Raw genomic sequence first — 25,865 nt, forward strand, 5'->3', positions numbered from 1 at the left:
TCCAGAACGTACAAAGGCCGGTAAATGCTTACCGGCCTTTGTGTTTCTTGCCTGATCGTACTAAACTGCCATTGCGTTCAGTATATCATATTGGGTAATTATTTCAATATTATCGTGTTCATCTTCTACCAGCACTGCGATGTTATCTTTATTAATCATTGCTGATATTTTATCGATAGATGTATTCAAATCCACAAAAGGAAACGGTGTGGTGGTGATGACCTTTACCGGTTGCGATTTCATTGACGGGTTTTCGAGCAACGAACTCAATATATCGCTCTCCGTGATTTTCCCAATCACCATGCCCTGCTGCGTAACCGGAATTTGAGAAATATTAAGCGTTTTTATGGTATTGATTGCCTCTAAAACCGTCTTCTCACTATCAATAGTAATGATTTCTGTGCTTTCCTTTTTACTGATGATATCGCGGGCGGTAAGCTTCTCATCTTTCAGGAAACCACGCTCGCGCAACCAGTCGTCGTTATACATTTTACCCATGTAGCGTGAGCCGTGGTCAGGAAAAATAACTACCACAACATCACCTTCCTTAAAGCGGTCTTTCATCTGGATTACACCTGCAACAGCAGAACCCGTTGAATTGCCGGCGAATATCCCTTCCTTACGGGCAATCTCACGGGTCATCAGGGCGGCGTCTTTATCGCTCACTTTTTCAAAATGGTCAATTAAGGTGAAATCAACATTTTGCGGTAAAAAGTCTTCGCCTATACCTTCAGTGATATACGGATATATTTCGTTCTTATCGAAAATACCAGTCTCCTTATATTTTTTAAATACTGAGCCGTAGGTGTCAATACCCAATACCTGGATGTTCGGATTTTTCTCTTTTAGATAGCGGGCTGTACCGGAAATGGTACCGCCGGTACCTACACCCACAACAAGGTGCGTAATTTTCCCTTCCGTTTGTTCCCAAATCTCCGGGCCGGTTTCTTCATAATGTGCCTGGGCGTTCGACAGGTTATCATACTGGTTTGGCTTCCATGAATTAGGGACTTCACGTTCCAGACGTGAGGATACAGAATAATAAGAGCGTGGATCTTCAGGATCAACGTTGGTAGGGCAAACAATTACCTCGGCACCGAAGGCACGCAAGGCGTCTACTTTTTCTTTTGATTGCTTATCTGTAGTGGTAAAAATACATTTGTAACCTTTAATAACTGAAGCAATTGCCAAACCCATGCCAGTATTGCCCGAAGTACCTTCAATGATGGTTCCCCCCGGTTTAAGGCGGCCATCCTTTTCGGCATCTTCAATCATTTTAAGGGCCATACGGTCTTTGATGGAATTGCCGGGATTGGTAGTTTCAATTTTGGCTAAAACCGTTGCCTTTATATCCTTTGTAATTTTATTCAGTTTTACCAGTGGCGTATCGCCAATGGTTTCGAGTATGTTATTGTACCACATATGTTACAAATTTGCAAAATTGTGCTGAGTATTTGACCAGTCAAACGTCATAAATCTCTACCCATTAGGTAGAGATTCAGGTTTTAGCCGAGTTATGAGTCTTTAATTAAAACTTCAGGTGCTTTACGGTAAACCCGTTGTTAATCAATTGCTTCAACGATTGAATACCCACCTTTAAATGTGTTTCTACATATTGCTCGGTTACCTTCGAATCACTTTCGGCAGTTTTTACGCCTTCCGGAATCATGGGCTGATCTGATACCAGCAGCAATGCACCGGTTGGAATTTTGTTGGCAAAGCCGGTTGTAAAGATGGTAGCCGTTTCCATATCTACAGCCATGGCACGTAAGTCTTTCAAGTACTTCTTAAACTCCTTGTCGTGCTCCCAAACGCGGCGGTTGGTGGTATAGCAGGTGCCTGTCCAGTAGTCGCGCGAAAAATCGCGTATGGTGGTGGATATGGCTTTTTGCAAAGCAAATGATGGCAGTGCCGGAACTTCGGCAGGTAAGTAATCATTAGAGGTACCCTCGCCACGGATGGCCGCGATAGGCAATATCAAATCGCCTACAGCATTCTTTTTCTTCAAGCCACCGCATTTGCCCAAAAATATTACTGCTTTAGGCTTAATAGCAGTCAGCAAATCCATTACGGTTGCAGCTACAGAGCTGCCCATGCCAAAGTTGATGATGGTAATACCATCGGCTGTAACGCTTTGCATCGGCTTATCCAAGCCCATAATCGGCTCGTTGTTATGCCACTCAGAAAACAACTGCAAGTACTTCGAAAAATTGGTGAGAATAATATAGTCGCCAAATTTATCAAGCGGCCGGCCTGTATAACGTGGAAGCCAGTTGGCTACAATAGCTTCTTTGGTTTTTAAACCTGATTTTACCGGGCTCTGTACTTCTTTTACTTTTTTTGATTGCTCTACGATTTCCGGATCTTTCTTGATATCTATTTCTTCATTCATATTTATATGGAGTTAGGTGAAACCATTAACCTGCGGGAACAGGTCGTTTTTTAACAACAAACCCCGGTTAATTGAATTAACCAGGGCGTGTTGTATAACAAATATACAGGTTGGCTTATGTTTTTAAGGTTAAGCCACCTTTAATTTTTTCAAATCTGATTTTTCAAACTTTTCGCGGGCGTAATCCAACGTTACAGTAAAACGCTTCACATCTTTTTTGCTTGGAAACTCAAACATGGCGTCAATCATAATAGATTCGCAAATAGAGCGTAAGCCACGTGCGCCTAACTTGAATTCCATGGCTTTATCAACCACAAAATCCAGTACATCTTCTTCGAACTCCAGCTTTACACCCTCATATTCAAACAATTTCTTGTACTGTTTCAACAAAGAGTTTTTTGGCTCGGTCAGGATGTTCTGCAGTGCATCCCTGTCCAAAGGGTTCAAGTACGTAAGCACCGGTAAACGGCCAATCAGTTCGGGTATCAGGCCGAATGATTTTAAATCCTGAGGAGTAATGTACTTATACAGATTTTTTAAATCTACTTCGTGGTCATCACCCTTCAGTTTATAACCAACGGTTTGAGTACGTAAACGACTGGCAATCTTTTTATCAATACCATCGAAAGCACCACCGCATATAAACAAGATGTTGCTGGTATTTACACTAATCATCTTTTGGTCGGGGTGTTTACGGCCACCTTGCGGCGGTACGTTTACCATGGTACCTTCCAAAATTTTCAGTAATGCCTGCTGCACACCTTCACCTGATACATCGCGAGTAATGGAAGCGTTATCGCTTTTGCGGGCAATTTTATCCACCTCATCAATGTATACAATGCCTTTTTCGGCAGCGGCCACATCATAATCAGCTGCCTGCAGCAAACGGGTTAATATGCTTTCCACGTCCTCGCCCACATAACCGGCTTCGGTTAGTACCGTAGCGTCAGAAATACAGAACGGGACATTTAATACCTTAGCAATGGTTTTAGCCAGTAGAGTTTTACCTGTACCGGTTTCGCCTACCATAATGATGTTTGATTTCTCAATCTCTACCTCATCTTTATCCACCCGCTGGTTTAAGCGCTTGTAGTGATTGTACACGGCCACAGCCAATACTTTTTTGGCATCGTCCTGCCCTATTACGTATTGGTCGAGGTGTGATTTGATTTCAGATGGCTTTAATATGGTAGGTGCTAAAGGCGCAGACTTAACTTTACGAACCTTCAGCTCTTCGGCTAATATCTCGTTAGCCTGGTTTACACACTTATCGCAAATGTGCGCATCAAGCCCCGCTATCAGCATCAGGGAATCCTGTTTACCGGCTCCGCAAAATGAGCACCTGATTTCCTTGCTGTTCTTGTTCATCGCTGATTGTGATTTGTGATACTCAAATATATTGATCTGAAACAATAATAGCAACAAGCTATTATTGTTTCAGATGATTTGGCAAATGCCAGATTAATTACTTTTCGCTGCTTCCGCGTAATACCTCATCCACCATGCCAAACTCTTTAGCCTCTTCAGCAATCATCCAATGGTCGCGGTCTGATGCTTCCCAAACTTTTTCGTATGGCGTACCGCTGTGCTTTGAAATAATCTCATAAAGCTCTTTTTTCAGTTTTTGAATTTCGCGGGCAGTAATTTCAATATCAGATGCCTGGCCTTGTGCACCACCCAATGGCTGGTGAATCATAACACGTGAGTGTGGCAGTGCAGCGCGTTTACCATCGGCACCGGCACATAACAATACGGCAGCCATTGAAGCAGCCATACCTGTACAAATGGTAGCTACATCATTTGATACAAACTGCATGGTATCATAGATACCCAAGCCGGCGTAAACCGAGCCACCCGGTGAGTTGATGTAAATTTGAATATCACGTTTAGCATCAGCTGATTGTAGGAACAGTAACTGTGCTTGGATGATGTTGGCAATGTTTTCATAAATGGCATCACCTAAAAAGATGATACGATCCATCATTAAACGGGAGAACACATCCATTTGCGCCACATTCAGCTGGCGTTCTTCAATAATATAAGGGGTCATGCCTACCGGGTAAGCAATACCTGACGGCATCATTTTATGCTCAACGCTTGAAATAAATTTATCTACATGCAAGCTGCTGATGCGGTGATGCTTTACCGCATATTTTCTGAATTCGTTTTTATCAATATTGTTCATATGGTTTTGTGTAATTAGTGCTTCGTGTGTGTATACTGTACTTTCGTTAGGTATTAAGTTTGGTGTTGCCGGATTGCAAGTATATAAAAGAAGCGGTTAAATACCGCCCTATTAACATTACTTACTACAGTAAGTTTGCTTTATTATGATAAAGGCAACCCGGTGAGGGGTTGCTTTTATCAGTATAGTGTCCGGTCAACGCACGAAGCGTTACCGGTTACTCGGCTAATTTAGCAAATTCGGTATTGGTGATTTCCTGGTGGTTAATGGTAATAACACCTTTCAGGTAATCAAATACGCGCTGTGCTTTTACTTCTTCAAAAATGCGGTTGGCGTTTTCCTGATTTTGTAAAAACTGCACGGCGTACTGCGCTAACTGCTCCTCGCTGATCGGCTGTGGGCTATACATACGGAACTGCTGATCTAAACGTACTTTGGCCGCCTGGAAAACATCTTCGTATTTGATTTCGATGTTGTTATCCTTTACAATTTTGTTGGCAATCAAAGTCCATTTCAGGTTTTTGGCAAAATCGTCATAACCGCCGGCCAGTTCCTCGTCGCTCAACTTTTCGTTGGTGGCTTTTAACCAGCGTCTTAAAAACTCATCAGGCAAAGCGAAGTTATTTTTTTCGATTGACAGGTTGTAAATGTCCTGCTGTAACTTGCGCTCGCTGTCTTGCTGCTGCATGCTTTCCAGCTCTTCAGTAATCTTGGTTCTGAATTCTTCTTCAGTAGTTACTGTACCTTCACCAAATAATTTATCAAAGAACTCCTGATTCAAATCGCTTTCCTCTAAACGGTTGATGTTTTTCACCGTTAACTTGAAATTTGATTTCAACTCTGCAGCTTCGGCTTCCTCAATTTTCAGGATAGCAGCTACACGTGCAGCGTCGTTATCATAAGCTTTCTGAATGTCGAATACAATTTCGTCTCCTTTTTTCACACCAGTCAACTGAGCTTTAATCTCAGCATCTTTGATCTGCTCCAGGCGTACAGAGGTTGTATTACTGATACCACCTTCAAAAACAGAGCCATCAGGCGAAAGCTGAGTTAACTCGGCGTAAAGCACATCATCATCTGCCGATACGTCAGGGTTTGTCATCTTTCCGTAGCTACGGCGGATGTTTTTAATACGGGCAGCTAACGTTTCGTCATCAATCTTGATGTCATACTGGGTCAGTTGGTCGGCGCTGCTCAGGTCAACAGTAAATTCAGGCGCTAAACCTACCTCGTATTTAAACTCGAAGTTATCGGTGAAATCCCAGTTATAAGTTTTGTCATCATTAGCATCAGGTAAAGGCTGACCTAGTACTTCAATGTTATTTTCAGTCAGATAATTGTTCAGCGTGTCAGACAATAAGTTGTTGATTTCGTCTACCAGAATGCTTTTGCCATACATTTTTTTGATATGACCGGCAGGCACCATACCCGGGCGGAATCCCGGAAGCTTTGCTTTTTTGGCTTGCTCTTTAATGGCCTTGTCCACACGTGGCTGGTAATCCTCAGCGTTGATATTTACGGTGATGGTTGCGTTCAGATTGTCTTTCTTTTCCTGTGAGATGTTCATCTTTATATACCGGATTTTATTAAACTTTTTTAGCAAAGCCGGTTAACTCTTTACACATACCGGCTTTAGGGGTGCAAAGGTACATAAAAATATTTATTTTATAAACTGGGCAAACAGTAACTCAGGTTTCTTAAACTAATTAGTTAATCTGCTGTTGTGCCTTAAACAGCCCTTTTCTATCGGATGAAATTTAAGCAGATACTTATTACCGGAACTTTTGCTTTCGGCATTATAGCAGCCGGCTGCCATGCCCGTAAAGCAGCAGGCACCAGCCAAACGGTGGATAAAAATGTAGCAGTACCACCCAGCGGTGTGCGCCAGAGCGATACCACTACACGCACCCCAACGCCGCGCATTACGCCTTTCAGGGCACCTAATTCGCGCCCTAAACCAGTGCCTGATACACAGCCACCGGTACCGCCCATGTAATAAGATTAATTTACCTTGGTAACAGAAGAAGCCTCAGACTTATTGCTTTCTACTTCTGTTGGATTGCCTTTATATTCAACCTCTGAAGAGCCATGGCTTTGCACCTTTAAGCTTTTTAATACATTGATTTGGCAATTACTTGCACCAGCGGAAACAATTTGATAGGATCCGGTTACAAAATCAAAGGCGGATACCTGACTGCTTCCCGATAAATCCATACGATGTGAAGTTGCCTGCCCGGTGAGGTGCAGTTCGGTTGAACCGGCGCCTTCGGTGGTTACATTAGCCGCATTCATATCCAAAGTTACATGGCTTGAACCTGCAAAATTCAATCTGATATCCTGTACATTTAACTTGCCTGCCGAGGCCAGTTCAACGGCGCCTGAAAGATCAATGCCTTCCAGTTTTGCAACACCAATGTTCAGCGTCATCTCACCCGAATTGCAAATCCCTTCCTTATTAAATACATGCAGCTTCCCGCCACTTACGGTGGTTTTAATGTTTTTTAGTAAGTTGTCATCTGCAGTTATGGCTACGCTGAATGAACTATCCTGATGCAAGGTAACCTTGAAGGCACCGTCTACTTCCAGTTTGTTGAAGTTATCTACCTTACGGTTATCTGTAGCCTGATGACCTGAGCCCTTTATACAAGCCGTATTTTTACATGAAGAAGCTAAAGTTGTAGCAGCAATAGCCAAAGCGAATAAAGAAAGTGCAGGTTTCATATGGGTTGAATTTAAATGATACAGGATTTGACAACAACGGCAAAGCTGATGTTGCATCAAATATAAAGTTTCTGCGATAAACATACACAGAGCCCGGGCATTACAATTGAGTTGCACTACAATAAAAGGTAAGGCGAAATTAATGATTGGACTTATTTTTTACTGACATGTTCATGCCAGTGTTCATGAACGTTCACGGGTGTTCACGAGCGTTCACTAATAAATAATTGAAAACAGTTAATCCTTCACATATAACTATAAATTAGTTATTTGTGAAAAAACACATCTACAACGCAAGCTTTTCTTACCTACTTAAACGTCATAAAAGCGTTCACGAGCGTTCACAACACGTGAACGTGAACACCTGTGTAACATAGCTCAATAGCCTGCATCACAAGTAATAAATATTACCGTTGGTTTTAATCCTGCCTGCATCCAGCAAGGTACGAACAACCGCCAGTTGCTCATTTTTTACGCCTTTGCTCAAACCCAGTATCAGTTGCTGAATGGTTAATGGCTCGGCGCTTAATAATTGCAGCACTTCATCCGTAATCATTTCGGTGATGTGCGCGTAGTTTTGCTGGCGTTTTTCCTGCAGGCATATATCACACTTGCCACACTTGGGCGCATCCGGCTCGTTAAAGTAAGCCAATAGCTGCTGACTGCGGCAAACCGGTGTTTCGGCGTAAGCCAGCGCCGCTTCCATTTTTTTCTGATAGGTTTGCTTGCGCTGCTCAATATACTGGTTATCAATCAGTAAATATTGCTGGCTTACCCTGGGTTTCAGATAAGTAACCTGTGGCTGATCAGTTTGCGGCAAATAACTTAGCACACCGGCTTTATGCAACTGCTGCAGGGCATCAATTACCTGCTGCACATTTAAACCGGTACGCCGGGCAATATCAAATTCGCGAATGCGCACATAATTTTCAAACGCCCCGCCGTAAGAGCGCAGCAACGTTTTAATAAAAGGATCCCAACCAGAGTTTTGAATTTGAAAGTTATATAAATCTTCGTTTGAAACCTCAAACTCGAAGCGTGAAGGCAGAAACACACTTTCGTTAAAAGCCAGGTATTCGTTCTGCTCTAAAAATTTCAGGGCATTCAAAACTTTAAGCGCATCCAGTTTAAATCGGGTGCAAAACTCACCGATATCCAAATTGAAGCTCATGCCCTGACCGGCTTCGTATGCCAGCTGGAAGTAATTGGCCAGATAATGATATACCTGCTTAATCTCCTCCAATGATGGAAAACTGGCCTCAAACTTTTTTTCCTGTTTTAAACGGTCGGCATGGTTATAAAGTAATACCGCGTAGGCCCGTTCACCATCGCGGCCGGCCCGACCGGCTTCCTGATAATAGGCCTCCAAACTCTCAGGCACATCGCGGTGAATTACAAAACGTACATCCGGCTTGTCAATACCCATCCCGAAGGCATTGGTAGCCACTATTACCCTAATTTGGTTATTCTTCCACTCCTCCTGCTTACGGGTACGAACCTCGGCCTCCAACCCTGCGTGGTAATAATCCGCCTTAATGTGATGCTCGTTGAGGTGTTTAGCCAGTTCAAAGGTTTCCTTCCGGCTACGCACGTAAATAATACCGCTGCCCTTGGCACCTTTAATCACTTCCATCATTTTGCGCAGCTTGTGCTCCTCCTGGTAAACCAGGTAACTCAGGTTACTGCGCTCAAAACTCTGCTGGTATACGTTTGGCGCTTTAAACTTCAGCCGTAGCTGGATATCTTCTTTGACCTCCGCAGTTGCCGTAGCCGTTAACGCCAGTACCGGAATTTTGGGATGTAGCTCCCGCAGGTCTGCCACATGTAAATAAGGCGGCCTGAAGTCATACCCCCATTGCGAAATACAATGCGCTTCATCTACGGCTATCAAATTTACATTCATGTACTTGATACGCTCGCGCACCAACTCAGAAAGTAAACGCTCGGGCGACAGGTACAAGAATTTTACCGGTCCGTATATGCAATTATCCAGTGCAATATCTACCTCGCGGCGGTTCATACCCGATACAATGGCTATAGCCTCAATCCCTTTCGCTTTCAGATTGTCCACCTGATCTTTCATCAGCGCAATCAGCGGCGAAATCACGATGCAAATACCGGGTTTAGCCAGTGCAGGCACCTGAAAGCAGATGGACTTACCACCGCCTGTAGGTAACAGCGCCAGGGTATCGTGACCATTTAGCACCGCCTCGATGATTTGCTGCTGCAAGGGCCTAAAGGTTTTGTATCCCCAATATTGTTGTAAAATTTCTTCTATAATCATGTAAGCTGCGGCACTCTGCGCTTCAATATAAGGCTTTATTTTTATTTTCGCTCCCTCTACCATTAACTGAACTGCATGAGATATTTGTACACTACCTTTATCTTTCTATTCTTGTTTCAATTTGCCCAGGCCCAAAAATGGAGCGTTGAAAATACCATCGGCCCTCAAAAGAAATTAAGCATTACAACCGATGAAGGCACCTGGATGAACCTTGATGTAAGTCCCGACGGAAAAACTATTGCTTTTGATTTGCTGGGCGATATTTATACCATACCCATTACCGGTGGTAAAGCTACACTTTTAACCGGAGGTAAAGCTTGGGAGGTGCAGCCGCGCTACAGTCCTGATGGTAAATGGATTACTTATACCAGCGACCGCGACGGTGGAGATAACATTTGGATGATGGGTGCTGACGGTGCCAGCAAGCACCCCGTTAGTAAAGAGACCTTCCGCCTGCTCAATAATGCTTCGTGGACACCCGACGGGCAATACTTTGTAGCGCGCAAGCATTTTACAGGTACCCGTTCATTGGGTGCAGGAGAAATTTGGCTATACCACAAAAACGGTGGCGAAGGTGTACAACTCACCAAACGTAAGAATGACCAGCAGGATGCAGGCGAGCCTGTAGTATCGCCGGATGGTAAGTTTGTATATTGGAGTGAAGATGTTACCCCCGGCCCTACTTTTGAGTATAATAAAGATCCATATAAAGGTATTTATGCTATTAAACGGCTCAACCGCGAAAACGGTAAAATTGAAACCGTAGCTGGCGGTACTGGTGGTGCCTGCCGTCCGCAGCTTTCGCCGGACGGCCGCATGATGGCTTTTGTGAAACGGGTTCGGTTAAAAAGCGTTTTATACATCCAAAATTTAACCACCGGTGAAGAGTGGCCGGTGTATGATGAGCTTTCGCATGACCAGCAGGAAACTTGGGCCATATTTGGTACCTATCCCAATTTTGCCTGGACGCCTGATAGCCAGCACCTGGTGTTTTATGCGATGGGAAAGATATGGAACCTCGATATCAACACCTCTAATGCCGTGCAAGTGCCGTTTGAAGTGACCTCGCAGCAAAGTATTACAGAGGCTGTACATTTTCCGCAAAAGGTATATCAGGAAGAATTTACGGTTAAAATGATTCGTGACCTTGTGACCTCTCCTGACGGCAAACGGGTAGCTTTCAATGCTGCCGGTTACATTTACATAAAAGACCTGCCAAATGGCAAACCTGAGCGACTAACGGATGGAACTGATTTTGAATTTGAACCGGCATTTAGTCCGGACGGTAAACTGATTACTTACATTGATTGGTCGGATGAGTTAAAAGGTTCGGTTAATGTGGTGAATATTTCAACAGGGCAAATTACCCGCCTCACCCTGGATAAAGGTTTTTACTATACCCCTCAGTTTTCACATAAAGGTGATAAAATTGTTTACCATAAGGGTGATGGTAACGAGGTGATGGGTTATGCCTTTGGCAAAAACACCGGCATTTATACGGTTCCCACAACAGGTGGCGCGCCCCAACTGATTATTGACAATGGCATCCGTCCGCAATTCTCTCCCGATGACAGTAAAATCTACTACCAGGGATATGAGAACGGCGACAAAGCTTTTAAGGTAGTAGATATAAGCGGCGCTAACAACCGTACCTTATATACTTCCAAATATGCTACGCAATTTTGCCCCAGCCCTGATGGTAAATGGATGGCGTTTACCGAACTGTTTAATTGCTACCTGACTCCCCTAACCACTACCGGCGCGGCGCAGGATTTATCAGCAACGAATAAAGCCCTCCCCCTCACCAAACTCACCCGCGATGCCGGTACTTACCTGCAATGGAGCAGTGACAGCCAAAAACTGATGTGGACTTTGGGGCCAAAGTATTATACTAAAGAGGTAAAACATGCAGTTCCGTTTTTAGAAGATGACCCCGACCGCTCGCCAGTTGCTGATACGGCCGGCATCAACATTGGCCTTAAGTTGAAAACAGATGTTCCTGATGGCAAAATTGCATTTACCAACGCCCGCATCATCACCATGAAAGATGATGAAGTGATAGAAAAAGGAACCATCCTGATTGATCGTAATAAAATAATAGCTATTGGTAAGGATGTAAAAGTTCCGGCTGATGCTCGCGTGTATGACATTAGCGGTAAAACCATCATGCCGGGCATTGTTGATGTACACGCCCATTTACACGGCAGCCCCGACGGCATATCGCCGCAACAGGACTGGAATTATTATGCTAACCTGGCCTACGGCATTACCACCGCTCACGATCCTTCTAACAATACCGAAATGATATTCAGCCAGGCCGAAATGGTGAAAGCAGGCCGCATGACAGGCCCGCGCATTTATTCTACAGGCTCGGTATTATATGGTGCCGATGGTGATTTTAAAGTGGTTATCAATAACCTTGACGATGCACTTTCCCACCTGCGCCGCATGAAAGCCGTGGGTGCATTTTCAGTCAAGAGTTACAATCAGCCTCGTCGAGAACAGCGGCAACAAATTATTGAGGCCGCGCGTGAGTTACAGATGCAGGTAGTACCCGAGGGCGGCTCAACCTTCTTTACCAATATGAACATGATTTTGGACGGCCATACAGGTATTGAACATAACATCCCGGTTTGGCCGGTTTATAAGGATGTGAAAACGCTATGGAACAGCAGCAAAACCGGATATACGCCCACCCTGATTGTGAGCTATGGCACCCAGTTCGGCGAGAATTTTTGGTACAACCGCGATGAGGTTTGGAAGAACGACCGCCTGCTGACGTTTACACCTTCATCTATAATTGATGCCCGCTCGAGGCGGCGTACGGCATCAGAATATGGCGATTATGGCCATATTGAAGTTTCGCGCTATGTGAAACAAATTGCCGATGGTGGCACTAAGGTTAACCTGGGCTCTCATGGACAAATACAAGGCCTGGGTGCACACTGGGAGTTGTGGATGCTGGCACAGGGCGGCATGTCGCCGTTGCAGGCCATACGCTGTGCTACCATCAACGGTGCTTCTTACCTTGGTATGGAAAAAGAAATTGGCTCGCTTGAGCCTGGTAAGCTGGCCGATTTGATTGTGCTTAATCAGAACCCGTTGGAAGATATCCGCTACAGCAGCAATATTAAATATGTGATGGTAAATGGCCGCCTTTTTAACGCCGACTCCATGAATGAAACCGGAAGCCGCGAAAAGCCACGCCTGCCGTTTTGGTGGCAGGGCAGCCGCGGCGAAGCTGCAGCTACACCGGTAAGAAATTCGGAAACATGGACCTACACTTCAGAAAACGAAGATTAAGAACTATGGTTTGTATCTTGAGCTGCGGATAACAAGCCTCACTCATATACCTGCAAGCGAACCAACGTTGTCATGCTGAGGCACTCGAAGCATGGATGCAGAGTCGTTCATCGGAGCAGCCTGTGCAACCATGTTTCGAGTGCCTCAGCATGACAGTGTTAGTGCAATTACCCGAATACAGGTTTTTCATTACAGTTTAAAATGACATGGTGTAAAAAGAAAGGCCTGCTAAAAATAGCAGGCCTTTCATATTATAAAACCATTGTGAATTAACGGTTCTGAATATCTACATAATCCCTGTTGGTTGCGCCTACATAAATTTGACGCGGACGGCCAATAGGTTCCTTGTTTTCCTTCATTTCTTTCCACTGGGCAATCCATCCCGGCAGGCGGCCTAAGGCAAACAGCACGGTAAACATCTCAGTTGGGAAGCCTAAAGCACGGTATATTATACCTGAATAAAAATCTACGTTAGGGTATAGCTTGCGGTCAACAAAATAAGGGTCTTTCAGAGCCACTTCTTCCAAACGTTTGGCAATATCCAGTACCTCATCCTGAACGCCTAATTGAGCCAAAATATCATCACATGCTTTTTTGATGATTTTGGCACGCGGGTCGAAGTTCTTGTACACCCGGTGACCAAAGCCCATCAAACGGAAAGGATCGTTCTTATCTTTGGCTTTGGCAATCCATTTATCAGTATCACCACCGTCAGCTTTAATTTGTTCCAGCATCTCAATTACTGCCTGGTTAGCGCCGCCATGCAGCGGGCCCCACAATGCAGAAATACCGGCAGAAATAGAGGCGTACAGGTTAGCATCTGATGAACCTACAATGCGCACAGTTGAAGTAGAACAATTTTGCTCATGATCGGCGTGTAAAATCAGCAGCTTGTTCATGGCGCTTACCACTACCGGATCAGGTACGTACTCTTCTGTACGCTGACCAAAAGTCATGTGCAGGAAGTTGGTAACATAATCATACTTGTTCCACGGATAAATTACCGGGTGGCCTAATGACTTTTTGTAAATCCATGACACGATGGTGCTCATTTTGGCAATCAGCTTAATCATTTCCTGGTTCACTTCATCAGCTGTTAAACCTGACTTTAATGAAGCCGGATTAAAAGCTGCCAGTGCACCAATTAGTGAAGAGAGCTGGCCCATAGGGTGTGATTTTGACGGGAAACCATCAAAAAACTTCTTCATATCCTCATGCACCAGGGTATGATGGCTGATTTCGTATTCAAAATCTTTCAACTGATGCTGGGTAGGCAGTTCACCGTATATTAATAAGTAAGCTACTTCAATAAAACTTGAGTTTTCTGCTAGTTGTTCAATCGGATAACCGCGGTATTTTAAAATTCCTTTTTCACCATCTAAAAAAGTGATGGCACTTTTAGTAGCGCCGGTGTTTTTATAACCGATGTCTAAGGTTACATAACCGCTTTGATCGCGCAGTTTTGAAATGTCAATGGCCTTCTCGCCTTCGGTGCCTTCAATGGTGGGCAAATCAACGGTTTGGTCGCCAATTTTTAATTGTGCTTTATCCGACATAATGAAGATGAATAATTAGTATCTGTGCAGCAAATGTAAATATTTATAGCAAACTCCGCATAGCTGGCTAAGCAAAGTTATGGGTTAAGCATTAAGCACTGATATTGTTTACATTAAATTTATAATTACAAGGTAAAACAGCAAGCACAGGTAAGTGTTTGAGTTAAAGGTTTAACTTTATAAGCTCAAAAAGCAACTACCTGTTTAACACCGGCTATAGTAAAAAAATATTTATAACTTTGCGCCCTGAAAATTTATTATTAACATGAAACTATCTCAGTTCAAATTCAACCTTCCCGAATCATTAGTTGCACACAACCCATCCGAAAGCCGCGACGAATCGCGCCTGATGGTGCTTCACCGCGATTCTGGGAAAATTGAGCATAAGATATTCAAAGACGTGCTGGATTACTTTGATGACCAGGACGTAATGATATTAAATAACACCAAGGTATTCCCGGCCCGTATGTACGGTAACAAGGAAAAAACCGGTGCCACCATTGAAGTTTTCCTGCTGCGCGAATTAAATAAAGAGCTGCGCCTCTGGGATGTGTTGGTTGATCCGGCACGTAAAATCCGTGTGGGTAATAAACTGTATTTTGGTGATGACGACCTATTGGTAGCTGAGGTGGTAGATAATACTACATCACGTGGCCGTACCATTCGCTTTCTGTTTGATGGCACCGATGAAGAGTTCCGTCGCAATGTTGAAATTTTAGGTGAAACTCCACTGCCTAAATATATTAAACGTAAAGCTACCGCCGAAGATAAAGAACGTTACCAAACCATTTACGCTAAAAATGAAGGCGCCGTTGCAGCTCCTACTGCAGGTTTGCACTTTAGCCGTGAGCTGATGAAACGCCTCGAATTAAAAGGTGTTAATTTTGCTGAAGTTACATTACACGTAGGCTTAGGCACCTTCCGCCAGGTGGAGGTTGAAGATTTAACCAAACACAAAATGGACTCAGAGCAAATCATCATCGACCAAAAACAGGCCGATATTGTGAACCTGGGCATTGAGCGTAAAAAACGTGTTTGTGCAGTAGGTACAACTGTAATGCGTACCATCGAATCAGCGGTATCGGCCAGCAAAACGCTGAAACCGGCTAATGACTGGACCAGCAAGTTCATCTTCCCTCCTTACGATTTCAGTATTGCAAATTCAATGATTACCAATTTCCATACACCTGAATCAACCCTGTTAATGATGGTTTGTGCATTTGGCGGTTATGAACATGTAATGAATGCATACGAAGTAGCGGTTAAAGAGAAATACCGTTTCTACAGTTATGGTGATGCTATGCTGATTATCTAACAATAATCTTTTAATTATATACAAGACGCCGTTATAAACAACGGCGTTTTTTGTTAAAGCTCTTTTGTAATATTGCCAATCGCTGGTATTACAAATACAGATATTTTTTTTTAAAGAGATGTTACCTAATTCTTCTTCCACATTTAAGGCCGTTGCCATTATTGTAGCAGGTGGCTCAGGCTCCCGCATGCAATCGGCAGTTCCAAAGCAATTTTTGCCTATTAACGGGCGGCCGGTACTGATGCATACTTTAGAAGCGTTTGCAGGCAGCACTTACCAGCCCCAACTGATTGTTGTATTACCCGAACCTTATCATGCCTATTGGAAAGAGCTATGTACGCAATATCAATTTAACGGGGAGCATACTTTGATTAAGGGGGGCAGCACACGCTTTCACTCAGTTAAAAATGCGGTTGATACCTTAACCGATGAACGTACAATTGTAGCAGTACATGATGCTGTACGCCCTTTAATAAGCGCTGAAATTATTGACGCCTGTTATGAGCAAGCCATTTTGCAAGGCAATGCCATAGCGGCAGTAAAAAGCCGGGACTCGGTTAGGCGATTGAGTGAGAACAAGACCGAAAGCTTGCTGCGTGATGAGATTTACTTGGTGCAAACACCACAAACATTTCAATTAACCCAATTGAAGGCAGCCTACCAACTCCCCTACACCGATGCCTTTACGGATGATGCCAGCGTAGTTGAACAGGCCGGCTATACGATTCACATCGCTGAGGGCAACTACCAGAACTTTAAAATTACCTACGCTGAAGATATTGCAATAGCAGAAATGCTGTTACAAAAAAAACAGGCTGCCTTAAATTAAGGCAGCCTGATATCATTTTAACTGGCAATAGTATAAAATAGCTATGCTCTTCGGATAACGCCTAACAGCAGGGCGATGATGGCAATAACCAACAAAATGTAAATAATGTTACCCGCATTGTATACGAATAAACCTAATGCCCATCCTATTACAAGGATAACTGCGATGATGTAGAGTAAGCCTCTCATGGTAGTAGTTTTAGTGTTGAATAAATAATAAAATTTACTTGATGCATTAATAACCACAACCAATACAAAAGGTTGAGATAAAATAAAAAAACCTTGCTGCGGGCAAGGTTTTTTTATTTTAAAGGCTAAGCCTAATATTCGTCTTCGTTAAAAAAGAAATCATCTTTGGTTGGATAATCCGGCCAGATCTCTTCTATATTTTCATAAGGTTCGCCATCATCTTCCAGGGCCTGCAGGTTTTCTATTACTTCTACCGGTGCGCCTGAGCGGATCGCATAATCAATTAATTCATCTTTAGTTGCCGGCCATGGTGCATCTTCCAAATGTGAGGCCAATTCAAGGGTCCAGTACATATGTTATAAATTTAAGTTCGGTTAATTTTCAATTTTCGCAAAAGTATAATATTTTTTATCTGATTATCAAATAAATTTTATCAATTTTTAAACACGTGGTATCCACTGGTTTTCAGGCACCTGTTGCTGGTAACCCACCATTCTTGCCAATACAAAAAGGTAGTCGCTTAAGCGGTTTAAATACATATTCACCTTTTCATCCACCGGGCTTTCTTCGGCCAAATGTACGCAAAGGCGCTCTGCGCGGCGGCAAACACAGCGGGCAATGTGGCAAAACGATACTGCATTACTACCGCCGGGCAAAATAAAGTGCCGAAGTTGGGGTAATATGGTATTCATCCTATCCATTTCCTGTTCCAGCAATTCTATATCCTCCATTTTCAAATCCGGAATCACCATTTTTGATTTTTCCGGATCGGCAGCCAGTGACGAGCCAATGGTAAAGAGCCGGTCTTGTATTTCCTTCAGCAATTGCTTGTCTGATGGCTCAATATTCTGGTCACGTATCAGGCCGATGTAAGAGTTCAATTCATCTACCGTGCCGTAACTTTCAATTCGCAGGTGGTGTTTAGGCACACGTGTACCGCCAATCAGCGAAGTAAAACCTTTATCGCCGGTTTTAGTATATATTTTCATAAGGTTAGCATTACTACAGCAAATCAAGTATAGTGTTTTTGCTCAATAAAATTTTAACCTTTACGTTTATACCTTGTAACAAAAGAGTTGTAATGAAATATCTTTTTAGCTCCGCTTCTTATTTATTATTGCTAATCATATCAACCAGTCTGTTGAGCTTCAACTGCACTCACGTACCGGTATCATCTGCAAATAAGCCCAATGCTACAAGAAGCACACTGAGTCAGTTAATTACTGAGAAACAATATAATGAGCTGTTTCCTCAGCATGCGCCTCTTTATACCTATGCCGCGTTTATAAAAGCGGCACAACAGTTAGGGCAAATCAAAATGAAAATTGCCCGCCGTGCAACATCGGTTTACCAGTTTACCCGCACCGACCGTTCTACCGGCAAGAGTACCATCATCAGGCAGGATGGGGACTGGAACGAAGCCTGGGCCAGGCAAAAGCCAGATAGCGTTTACTACATCGACTTTGGCTTGTTCTGCACAGAAAAAGATGTTGCTACCAATAAAAAAGAACTGGCTGCTTTTTTTGCCCATATTGCCCATGAAACCCGCAACGGCGAGAACGGAAAGTACAACGATGGCTTGATGCTTACGCATGAAAATAATACAACTCTGCCTTACATTGCCGAAAACGACGTCTACCCTCCTTTTCCCGGGCAAAAGTATTATGGCCGGGGGCCAATGCAGTTAAGCTATAATGGCAACTATGGCTATGCTTCTGATTGTATTCTGGGTGATAAGAATGTACTGCTCAAAAACCCTGGCCTATTAGAAACCGACCCGGTACTGGCCTTTAAAACCGCTATTTATTTTTGGATGACACCGCAAACCTGCAAACCCTCGGCACATGATGTAATGATTGGCAAATGGCAGCCCACGCCGAGTGATAAAGCCAAAAATCGTGTACCCGGCTTTGGCATGACCATCAACATCGTAAACGGTGCCTTGGAATGCAACCAAGGCGAAAACCAAATGAATATGCTGGAGCGCATCGGTTATTACCAGCACTTTTTAAGCCAATTGGGTGTAAGTGATGCAAATTGCGCTTGCAGCTGCGGGAAGATAGAGCCTTATAAATAATATGTAAAAAGGATTTAAACGCAAAAAGCCTGTAATTTCTTACAGGCTTTTTGTTTTAGTATCGTCGGGATGGCAGGACGATAACCTATGCTTGTAACTTCTTGATGGTCAACGCATTAATTAAAACAAATCAAAGCAGGTATTCACTTAGGTAAACACCTCTTTTCATAATTAAAGATACACATTTAGTCGATATAAAACAAAAGCGTTGGATTATTTCCATAAGCGCTTCTTTGTAATTAACTGCGAAGATATTGGCTTGCGTATCTCGGGAGTAACGATGGCAATAAAGTTCAATAACAATGTACAGGGAACTTGGAACCGAAGGGAGGGATTTGTAACTTGACGTCAAATCCGCGTCCAAGCAGTTTATGAAGTTGTTTTGAAAAATAGGTCTCTTTAAAGACCCGCTCAAATCACATTGAATACTCTCAATCAATACTCAAATATACAACATTTTTAGGAAAATAGGTATTACACAATACCTAAGCTTCTCAAAAGCAACCGCCACATTCCATTCCGTTCAACAAGCCTGTCGGCACGTTTCACTCCATTGCTCCTACGCTCAATACCGCACATTTTTATTTCTATTATTTACACTAACGCTACCCGCAACAAAAATGTGCAGCCATTCTTTGCCCTGGCTTTTCAATCTATCACCTGCTTTGAGTTTAAGTAACGGTGTTGCTCCATGAAACCTTTCTCTGCCTATGGTAGCATTACGCTAACGCTCCATTACGACCAAAGTCAGTCGGTTTCCTTGCTTGGCTCACCTACGCATCGCAAAACGCTTCAACGCTGTCATGCTATATGCAATGTTGCCAACGCCCAGCCCTACCCGGCATATAGCGCGCCAGCCTTTAAAACTTAATCCTAACGCTCTTTACCTATGCTTTAATTATACTGATTTTCTTGAAACAGCATACGGAGCAATACCTGATCAAATCTGCTACCTACATGGCTATAAGTTGGATAAACTGGGTAGCATAATTTTAGGACACGGAGAACGTCTGGAAAATAGTTTAGAAAATTGGCTAAAGGAAAACGAGAAAAAGCCACAATAATTCCAACTTCACTTATATTGCTTATTTTCTAAAAGATGAAAGCAAAGGTCACTGGGGTTTAGAGTCAAAATATCATGCGATCAATTTCTCAGTAGAAAGAATTGAGGATTATTACGAACAGTCATTTAAGAATTTTTATAAAGTGCTACAAACGAACGAGAGCTTTTTTTCATCCTTAATTACCCTAAAAAAAATCGTTGTATTGAGCCATTCGCTATCTAAAGTTGATATGCCTTATTTTGAGAAAATATTAGCTATTAACGGTGACCAAAAAAAAAATCGAATGGGAAATCAGTTTTCACTCCGATGCTAACTTGGATAGAATAAATGATTTTGCCCAAAAATTAAATATTGATTCTGACCTTATTAAAAAAATTAAGCTAAGTGAGCGTTTGTTATCTTAAATTAAGATCATGGTTGATCTCTGGCTATGCTTGGGCCGTCACATTTGCTTTAGACCTTCAATCACATGATTTATATGAATTCCCTGATTTCGTAACAAATCTTTACCAGCAATCTTTTCTTTTGCAAATCCATAGCTATTATGCAAGGCTACAACTTCCCAATCGCTGTTAAAAACTGGGGAACCAGAAGACCCTGGCTCGGTATCAGTTAGATACTGTATTATATCTTTATCTACGAAAGTGACTACGTTCCGATAAACGCCAATTTGTTTTAGTCCTCCACCCGGATGTTGAATAATATTTACAAAATCTTCGGCTTTCAATCCATTAGGTTTCATGACCAAATGCCCAAACTCTTTATTAGCATCACCGTCTATTTTAACTATAGTCCAGTCATGTTTAACACTGGTCAAAAACCCTTCTGACGGTTTTAGTTTATAATTTATAGGAGTGACAGCAGAGAGCGCTTCTGATTCTTCATAATTGAATTGTACCACAGCCATTGACGCATATGATATGTTACCCAAAACATGGTTGTTCGTTACAATGTAATTGCCATGAATTAGAAATCCTGTACCAACGTTCGCACCTTTATCCATCGCAACAACAATCCTTACGACACATTTTGATGCTTTAACTCCTTCAGAAAGAAAATAAATTGGGAGAAGCGTAGTTTTCCGTCCAAGGATTTTTTCCAAATTGTTTTCCGCTGGAGGTTCATGCCAACTTGTTTTTTCAATATCGAGGCCCGTATCATAAAGATGATTTTCTTTGAAGGAATTGATGTATCCGTTATTTGGAAAATCTTCTATCAAAACATCTATCAATGCACCTAACTTATCGTTAGCGTCAGCATGATCTATTACGCTAAACCAAAGGTTTGATGGTTTACTATCAAACCTTATTTGTCCAGCATTTAATCCTGCTTTTTTTAAAATAGGCATTACATCTTCCTTAAAAGGCAATAAGGCGGCTAACGCGTCATTAAGTTGTGTTAAATGTTTATTCCAGGCCATTATATAAAGAGTTATTTTCTGAACAAACGCGTTCAAATAAAGGTATAAGTTTACTGTCTTGGATGGCCAGATGAACCAATTGGATGCACATTTTTAATGGCGAGTCGTCTTCGATTAAATTCGATTGCAAGCCGGATTTTGCAGCCAAAACTTTGATGCTAAAGGCATCTTGATAGCGCTGCGAAACAAAATTTGTAAATTTGTCGATTTCCATTCCCTCAATTGAGGTTTTATTTAATCGTTCTTTTAATAATGCAAACTGCGATTTTGCGTAGTTGGATCTTAAATCACTTGGGGTAACATACTCCGTTTCAAATAGCGGTTCAGCAATATCCGGGTTGATCAAATATTTCCCGTTTATTCCATCAATTTTCCTATATGAATCGAAGAATTTTTTAATAGCCAACTTGGGATTCTTTTCATAATTAGAGACGTTACAGAAAACATAATCCCATTTAAAAATAGCATCTTGCATGTATTCCATTATCGAATATGGATCATAATATAAATCGGATTCAAAACCACTTTTTTTAATCTGGTTTATGTTATTGATGCGCAAGTATCCGCGAGGAAGATTTTCAGTTGCAGCGAAACTTTTAGTCCATTCAACCGACATCTTTTGCCAGGTTGCATTAATTTCGTCCAAAAGTACGCCATTCTTTAAACGGTGATGTTCAACTACTTCAGGGCTAATCAACACAGGAATACCTTCGCAACTTTTCATAGACGAAGTAATTGCACAAATTGTGTATCCCAAATGATCTGGCGGCAGTTTAACGCTCCCAGCACCACTCATAACAAATCCGGATTTATCAAATGGTGCATAGAATAAATGTTGGTCTCGTGATATTGGTTTAGCATGACTTAAATAACGGCTGATTCTCTCAGCTTGGATTGTAAACCCTAATCCTGGCACACGAGGTACCCATTCAGAAAATGCGAAGTCAATAAATTTTAATTTTTTGCCCCAATAGAGGTTTGGATTATCAACTATTCTTCTCCAAAAGGAAGCGCCGGAACGAACTAACAATTCCCCGGCAATTTCATTATTGTCGCGCTCGCTATCACCTTTATCCAATAAACTATAGTTCTCAATCGTCTCAAGTATATTGGCTTTTTTGATTAGGTCTACAAATTTCATTAGGTCAGGTTAGGTAATTCATTTAAGGAATTTAAAAGCATATTCAGCTTGTATCTTTTTGCGGGATTATCGTTAGCCATTTGGTTTAATAATAGCCTGAAAGTAAGATTATGCATTTTACCGTTTTCAAGTTTCCCTATCGCGTGATGCCAAATTTCCCGCGCGCTTTCTTTACTCTTTAATTCAGACACATCTCCACCAGCCCTCTTCCATACATAGCGTATATCGGAATCTTCTTGGTAAATTTCGTTGCAAAATTCTTCAAAATGTTTTAGCCAGTCACTCTGGCTAACGTTCTTTGATCTTGGTATGTCGGTGTAAGTGAAATTAATTTTCAAACGCCTCCAGAAACCCAGTAATTCACCACATTGACCAAGGGCAATTTTAAAGCCTGAGTGGTACTTTGCCTTTTCGTAAATGATATTTGCGCAATTCTCCCAGTTTTTGATATAAACCAATTTACCCAATCTTTTTGCGTCAGCCACAGGGATGTCATGCTGCGAAAAATTAAGATGATCGGATAGATATTTTTGAGGCAGATTATTCAAATAATCAAATACATTAAGAATCCTACTCCAATTACCGGAATTGACACTCATATATTTCCCCACGATATCCAGAGCAATAAGGGCATCCTTTAGATTCGATTCAATAGCAATTGCACTCGGAAGTTGATTTAGAATAGACGTTCCTGTTGATATTAAAAATCTATTTTTTATCCCTATTGGAATTTTAGTCCACAGCGTTTCCCTATTTTTATACCAGCTTAGGTCGCTGAAGTCACTTATCGATAGTGTAATCATCAAGTCTTCAGACACTGGGGAACCAGCACTTAACCTATCCCAAATCTTTTGAATTAGTGGTTTAAATTCATCGATGCGCTTGGTTTTCGAAAGCAATTGTTTGATTTTCAAACCTACAAAATCCTGCCAGTTTAAGGTTTCAATGTTTAGGCTGCTCAATAATTGAGTATTAGTTAAGGGCACATTAACTGCCATAGCCAACAAAGTTGTGTTTGCGCCATCTACCGCGAATTTTATAAACTCAATTGGCTCGAAAACCTCTGCGACGGTCGCCAAAGAGGTTTTATCATTTGTAGTGAGTTTTAATTGTTCCTGCAATGCTTTAACAGGTGACAAATAAGAAACGATTAATTTAGCATGAAGTAAAAACCATTTGTTATTTTTTGAATAATCTGCTATTTTTTTTTTCAGGCCAACTGATACCTGTTGGGGCATAGTTTGAACTAATATTCTCTCAATATTTTTTACTTGTTGAACATATTTAATGACGTAATCGAGCGAAAGTTCTATTTTGCTCCATAGCGCCCAAATCAGACGACCATGGTTATCATCAATTGATTTTAACAATACGTGAAACGTTGAATCAACGCTGCTTGTCCACCAGGGTATATTTTCCTCTTCAAGTCTACGGCATAAAACTTCCTGAATTAAGTCCAAATTGCTGCTCTGCCACCAATCTGAAATATGTTTGCTTATCTGCGAGGAAATAATCTCATCAGTATCATTTAACGCAGCGATGTTGATGTTAGAAAATGATAGTAAGAGGGTACTTTCGGATAGTTTTCGGCTAAAAATTGCTTTCAACTTTAATAAAATATTTCTTTTTATATCCTTACCATCTGATTGGCTGGGTGAAAGCCTGGTAAGCAAGCGTATTAATTGCAAAATTTTACTTTCGCTCAAAGTATCGATTTGCTTGTAGCTTTTAAAAGCCAACTCGCAAAGCATAAATTTATCAAAATCGATAGGTCGAAAATTAATTTCATTAATAAATGTTTGCAAGTTAATTGCATCAGGTGAGTTAACCATCAGCTTAATGGCGAGTGATGCATCGGAAAAAGGAACCGCGTAATTTTCCGCCCTACTTTCATTCGGCCACTTTTGAAGTAGTGAATCCGGGGTAAAGTATATTTGGTATTGATCTGGGTGGATATCAGCGTGTGTAAATGCTAATCTGAACGTCAATAAGTACCGCAACTTCGGAACCATAACATTCCAAAGTTTAACGAACATTGTAGGCACATTTGAATTTAAGCCTAATACACAAACCTGATCAGCTTTCTTAGTTAACAGGAAGTTGACTATTGAAAGTAATTCTCCATCAGGTTCCTCTTTGCCCTCACCTAAGCTATTGGTTAATTCAATTTCTGTTTGATAAAGCTCATAATTACCTTTAGCAGGAATTTCGCGTATAAAAAAGTCAAAAACCTGATTTAGATCCAAAATTTGTTCGGCGTCAGCACTGCTGACAATTAGCGCATGCGTAAAAACCATTCCTGGCCGGCTACCAAATTTATCGATTAAGGTTTTTGTGAAAATTAAGTAAATATCATATCGGTGGCAGCCATAAAAAGGTTCAGGCTGTATGTCGGCGGGCTTACTTATCGGAAGATCTGAAATACGTGATAAATAAGCACTGAGTTCTCTATCATTAAATGTTGCACTTAAAAGTCCATGACCTCGGTCTTTTTCCCCAAAATAGCATTGATCAACAATGAGTGTTTTAGACTTAGCCATTATGTATCAGAGAGATAATTTTTGTTAAGTCTTTCTCTTCATTTCCGTCCGATTGTACCCAATAGCCGAAATTCTCCGGGCCAATATCCAGATAGTCTTCATTAACAACTTTTTCATCAAGTTTAGCTTCAGTTGAGGATAAACCGATAATATTCAAATTGCTCGCTTGCCAATTGGCTTTCAAAAAATTGAAAAACATCGGCATTTTACTTTGCAGGGCTAAATGAGGTTCAGCGAGATCCAAGTTTGTAAGTTTAAACTCATCCCAACATGAAAGCATAATCGTAAGTTGTGGCAACTCCTTAGGTAATAGCATACTTTTTTCTTTGATATGCACCAACATTTGGAGAAGTTCAACATAAAATGCCTGATCGCCAAGCACAAATTTTTCCTGATTTTCTTCCCCACGAGCTTCACCAATAGCCCCAAACTCAGGCATTCCTCTTGTGATAATATCTTCTGCTTCTCTTACGTCGTTAATCTTAATAAATAGCAGCCATGAAGTACTTTTGATTATTCGTTCTTTCCAATTATCATTTAACCTGCGATCATTTACCAGATTTCTAAGTTGCTCCCCCGCATAATCAGGATATGTAAAATTCACTGTGACCCCATCACGATTGATAACTTTAAAAGTAATGTCTTTATGAAAAGCAGACGGGGTATGTTCAATTTGAAGCCCCTTAGCCAGCCTATCAAAACCTGATTTAAAAATCTCCAGGTTAGTTGGCGTAGATTCGGGTTTCCATTCTGCTTTCGCAGATTTGAATAGGCGACCAAAAAGCTGTACGGCAAAATGTGTCTTTCCCGTACCTGAATCACCAAGTACTAAAATATTTTCTTCCATTAA

22 protein-coding genes are annotated in these 25,865 nt (G+C 41.8%); 7 read left to right on the forward strand and 15 right to left on the reverse strand.

The window, feature by feature from the left end; genetic code table 11:
• Positions 1-60: 60 nt before the first annotated feature.
• The 5 genes from ACYVNW_RS05965 to tig all read right to left on the reverse strand — a co-directional run bounded on the left by ACYVNW_RS05965 (position 61) and on the right by tig (position 6,144).
• On the reverse strand, positions 61-1,422 hold the full coding sequence (locus ACYVNW_RS05965; RefSeq protein WP_460678935.1) for a cystathionine beta-synthase: 1,362 nt from the start codon (positions 1,420-1,422) through the stop codon (positions 61-63).
• Between the two features lie 106 nt (positions 1,423-1,528).
• Positions 1,529-2,392, reverse strand: coding sequence for an AMP nucleosidase (locus ACYVNW_RS05970; protein ID WP_460678936.1), 864 nt, complete (start codon positions 2,390-2,392; stop codon positions 1,529-1,531).
• A gap of 129 nt (positions 2,393-2,521) precedes the next feature.
• On the reverse strand, positions 2,522-3,760 hold the full coding sequence (gene clpX, locus ACYVNW_RS05975; protein ID WP_460678937.1) for an ATP-dependent Clp protease ATP-binding subunit ClpX: 1,239 nt from the start codon (positions 3,758-3,760) through the stop codon (positions 2,522-2,524).
• A 97-nt stretch (positions 3,761-3,857) separates the two neighbouring features.
• Complete coding sequence (clpP, locus tag ACYVNW_RS05980; RefSeq protein ID WP_460678938.1) at positions 3,858-4,577, reverse strand: ATP-dependent Clp endopeptidase proteolytic subunit ClpP; 720 nt, start codon at positions 4,575-4,577, stop codon at positions 3,858-3,860.
• A 217-nt stretch (positions 4,578-4,794) separates the two neighbouring features.
• Positions 4,795-6,144, reverse strand: a complete 1,350-nt coding sequence (gene tig, locus ACYVNW_RS05985) for a trigger factor (protein ID WP_460678939.1) — start codon at positions 6,142-6,144, stop codon at positions 4,795-4,797.
• A 183-nt stretch (positions 6,145-6,327) separates the two neighbouring features.
• Here tig and ACYVNW_RS05990 point away from each other — a divergent pair, with 183 nt between their 5' ends.
• Entirely contained in the window at positions 6,328-6,573 is a 246-nt protein-coding gene (locus ACYVNW_RS05990; protein WP_460678940.1) for a hypothetical protein, read from the forward strand.
• A 5-nt stretch (positions 6,574-6,578) separates the two neighbouring features.
• Here ACYVNW_RS05990 and ACYVNW_RS05995 read toward each other — a convergent pair whose 3' ends face one another.
• Positions 6,579-7,298, reverse strand: a complete 720-nt coding sequence (locus ACYVNW_RS05995) for a head GIN domain-containing protein (RefSeq protein WP_460678941.1) — start codon at positions 7,296-7,298, stop codon at positions 6,579-6,581.
• Between the two features lie 391 nt (positions 7,299-7,689).
• Entirely contained in the window at positions 7,690-9,582 is a 1,893-nt protein-coding gene (locus ACYVNW_RS06000; protein ID WP_460678942.1) for a RecQ family ATP-dependent DNA helicase, read from the reverse strand.
• Between the two features lie 75 nt (positions 9,583-9,657).
• Between ACYVNW_RS06000 and ACYVNW_RS06005 the strand changes: the two genes are divergently transcribed.
• Complete coding sequence (locus tag ACYVNW_RS06005; protein WP_460678943.1) at positions 9,658-12,885, forward strand: amidohydrolase family protein; 3,228 nt, start codon at positions 9,658-9,660, stop codon at positions 12,883-12,885.
• 269 nt (positions 12,886-13,154) lie between these two features.
• On the opposite strand, the gene ACYVNW_RS06010 is transcribed toward ACYVNW_RS06005, so the two are convergent.
• Complete coding sequence (locus ACYVNW_RS06010) at positions 13,155-14,441, reverse strand: citrate synthase (protein WP_460678944.1); 1,287 nt, start codon at positions 14,439-14,441, stop codon at positions 13,155-13,157.
• A gap of 265 nt (positions 14,442-14,706) precedes the next feature.
• Between ACYVNW_RS06010 and queA the strand changes: the two genes are divergently transcribed.
• Together queA and ACYVNW_RS06020 are read left to right on the forward strand one after the other, a co-directional pair.
• A complete protein-coding gene (gene queA, locus ACYVNW_RS06015) occupies positions 14,707-15,756 on the forward strand; it encodes a tRNA preQ1(34) S-adenosylmethionine ribosyltransferase-isomerase QueA (RefSeq protein ID WP_460678945.1) in 1,050 nt (349 codons plus the stop codon).
• Positions 15,757-15,874: 118 nt separating this feature from the next.
• Positions 15,875-16,585: a 2-C-methyl-D-erythritol 4-phosphate cytidylyltransferase gene (locus tag ACYVNW_RS06020; RefSeq protein ID WP_460678946.1), complete on the forward strand. Its 711-nt coding sequence runs from the start codon at positions 15,875-15,877 to the stop codon at positions 16,583-16,585.
• 41 nt (positions 16,586-16,626) lie between these two features.
• Here ACYVNW_RS06020 and ACYVNW_RS06025 read toward each other — a convergent pair whose 3' ends face one another.
• From ACYVNW_RS06025 to ACYVNW_RS06035, 3 genes are all read right to left on the reverse strand, one after another.
• Positions 16,627-16,773, reverse strand: coding sequence for a lmo0937 family membrane protein (locus tag ACYVNW_RS06025; RefSeq protein WP_460678947.1), 147 nt, complete (start codon positions 16,771-16,773; stop codon positions 16,627-16,629).
• 131 nt (positions 16,774-16,904) lie between these two features.
• A complete protein-coding gene (locus tag ACYVNW_RS06030) occupies positions 16,905-17,126 on the reverse strand; it encodes a DUF2795 domain-containing protein (RefSeq protein WP_002996718.1) in 222 nt (73 codons plus the stop codon).
• Positions 17,127-17,213: 87 nt separating this feature from the next.
• Positions 17,214-17,762: a cob(I)yrinic acid a,c-diamide adenosyltransferase gene (locus tag ACYVNW_RS06035; RefSeq protein ID WP_460678948.1), complete on the reverse strand. Its 549-nt coding sequence runs from the start codon at positions 17,760-17,762 to the stop codon at positions 17,214-17,216.
• Between the two features lie 92 nt (positions 17,763-17,854).
• On the opposite strand from ACYVNW_RS06035, the gene ACYVNW_RS06040 reads away from it, so the two are divergent.
• The 3 genes from ACYVNW_RS06040 (at position 17,855) to ACYVNW_RS06050 (ending at position 20,227) form a co-directional block, all read left to right on the forward strand.
• A complete protein-coding gene (locus ACYVNW_RS06040; protein ID WP_460678949.1) occupies positions 17,855-18,850 on the forward strand; it encodes a chitinase in 996 nt (331 codons plus the stop codon).
• Between the two features lie 815 nt (positions 18,851-19,665).
• Positions 19,666-19,914, forward strand: a complete 249-nt coding sequence (locus tag ACYVNW_RS06045) for an AbiH family protein (RefSeq protein ID WP_460681000.1) — start codon at positions 19,666-19,668, stop codon at positions 19,912-19,914.
• 79 nt (positions 19,915-19,993) lie between these two features.
• Complete coding sequence (locus ACYVNW_RS06050; protein ID WP_460681001.1) at positions 19,994-20,227, forward strand: AbiH family protein; 234 nt, start codon at positions 19,994-19,996, stop codon at positions 20,225-20,227.
• Between the two features lie 129 nt (positions 20,228-20,356).
• Here the strand turns inward: ACYVNW_RS06050 and ACYVNW_RS06055 are convergent, their stop codons facing one another.
• The 4 genes from ACYVNW_RS06055 to ACYVNW_RS06070 are packed head-to-tail and all read right to left on the reverse strand — an operon-like array spanning position 20,357 to position 25,862.
• Positions 20,357-21,334: a trypsin-like peptidase domain-containing protein gene (locus ACYVNW_RS06055; protein ID WP_460678950.1), complete on the reverse strand. Its 978-nt coding sequence runs from the start codon at positions 21,332-21,334 to the stop codon at positions 20,357-20,359.
• Positions 21,321-22,475 (reverse strand): hypothetical protein, encoded by a 1,155-nt coding sequence (locus ACYVNW_RS06060; protein ID WP_460678951.1) that lies wholly within the window; start codon positions 22,473-22,475, stop codon positions 21,321-21,323. The genes ACYVNW_RS06055 and ACYVNW_RS06060 overlap by 14 nt, the downstream gene beginning before the upstream one ends.
• A complete protein-coding gene (locus tag ACYVNW_RS06065; RefSeq protein ID WP_460678952.1) occupies positions 22,475-25,015 on the reverse strand; it encodes a GAP1-N1 domain-containing protein in 2,541 nt (846 codons plus the stop codon). The genes ACYVNW_RS06060 and ACYVNW_RS06065 overlap by 1 nt, the downstream gene beginning before the upstream one ends.
• Positions 25,008-25,862 (reverse strand): TRAFAC clade GTPase domain-containing protein, encoded by an 855-nt coding sequence (locus tag ACYVNW_RS06070; RefSeq protein WP_460678953.1) that lies wholly within the window; start codon positions 25,860-25,862, stop codon positions 25,008-25,010. The genes ACYVNW_RS06065 and ACYVNW_RS06070 overlap by 8 nt, the downstream gene beginning before the upstream one ends.
• Positions 25,863-25,865 lie beyond the last annotated feature (3 nt).

The organism is Mucilaginibacter koreensis (assembly GCF_054783355.1).

Excerpts from the sequence above, each read along its gene's own strand:
- ACYVNW_RS05965 (WP_460678935.1), bottom strand. The coding sequence starts at position 1,422 with ATGTGGTACAATAACATACTCGAAACCATTGGCGATACGCCACTGGTA.
- ACYVNW_RS05970 (WP_460678936.1), bottom strand. The coding sequence starts at position 2,392 with ATGAATGAAGAAATAGATATCAAGAAAGATCCGGAAATCGTAGAGCAA.
- clpX (WP_460678937.1), bottom strand. The coding sequence starts at position 3,760 with ATGAACAAGAACAGCAAGGAAATCAGGTGCTCATTTTGCGGAGCCGGT.
- clpP (WP_460678938.1), bottom strand. The coding sequence starts at position 4,577 with ATGAACAATATTGATAAAAACGAATTCAGAAAATATGCGGTAAAGCAT.
- tig (WP_460678939.1), bottom strand. The coding sequence starts at position 6,144 with ATGAACATCTCACAGGAAAAGAAAGACAATCTGAACGCAACCATCACC.
- ACYVNW_RS05990 (WP_460678940.1), top strand. The coding sequence starts at position 6,328 with ATGAAATTTAAGCAGATACTTATTACCGGAACTTTTGCTTTCGGCATT.
- ACYVNW_RS05995 (WP_460678941.1), bottom strand. The coding sequence starts at position 7,298 with ATGAAACCTGCACTTTCTTTATTCGCTTTGGCTATTGCTGCTACAACT.
- ACYVNW_RS06000 (WP_460678942.1), bottom strand. The coding sequence starts at position 9,582 with ATGATTATAGAAGAAATTTTACAACAATATTGGGGATACAAAACCTTT.
- ACYVNW_RS06005 (WP_460678943.1), top strand. The coding sequence starts at position 9,658 with ATGAGATATTTGTACACTACCTTTATCTTTCTATTCTTGTTTCAATTT.
- ACYVNW_RS06010 (WP_460678944.1), bottom strand. The coding sequence starts at position 14,441 with ATGTCGGATAAAGCACAATTAAAAATTGGCGACCAAACCGTTGATTTG.
- queA (WP_460678945.1), top strand. The coding sequence starts at position 14,707 with ATGAAACTATCTCAGTTCAAATTCAACCTTCCCGAATCATTAGTTGCA.
- ACYVNW_RS06020 (WP_460678946.1), top strand. The coding sequence starts at position 15,875 with ATGTTACCTAATTCTTCTTCCACATTTAAGGCCGTTGCCATTATTGTA.
- ACYVNW_RS06025 (WP_460678947.1), bottom strand. The coding sequence starts at position 16,773 with ATGAGAGGCTTACTCTACATCATCGCAGTTATCCTTGTAATAGGATGG.
- ACYVNW_RS06030 (WP_002996718.1), bottom strand. The coding sequence starts at position 17,126 with ATGTACTGGACCCTTGAATTGGCCTCACATTTGGAAGATGCACCATGG.
- ACYVNW_RS06035 (WP_460678948.1), bottom strand. The coding sequence starts at position 17,762 with ATGAAAATATATACTAAAACCGGCGATAAAGGTTTTACTTCGCTGATT.
- ACYVNW_RS06040 (WP_460678949.1), top strand. The coding sequence starts at position 17,855 with ATGAAATATCTTTTTAGCTCCGCTTCTTATTTATTATTGCTAATCATA.
- ACYVNW_RS06045 (WP_460681000.1), top strand. The coding sequence starts at position 19,666 with ATGTTGCCAACGCCCAGCCCTACCCGGCATATAGCGCGCCAGCCTTTA.
- ACYVNW_RS06055 (WP_460678950.1), bottom strand. The coding sequence starts at position 21,334 with ATGGCCTGGAATAAACATTTAACACAACTTAATGACGCGTTAGCCGCC.
- ACYVNW_RS06060 (WP_460678951.1), bottom strand. The coding sequence starts at position 22,475 with ATGAAATTTGTAGACCTAATCAAAAAAGCCAATATACTTGAGACGATT.
- ACYVNW_RS06065 (WP_460678952.1), bottom strand. The coding sequence starts at position 25,015 with ATGGCTAAGTCTAAAACACTCATTGTTGATCAATGCTATTTTGGGGAA.
- ACYVNW_RS06070 (WP_460678953.1), bottom strand. The coding sequence starts at position 25,862 with ATGGAAGAAAATATTTTAGTACTTGGTGATTCAGGTACGGGAAAGACA.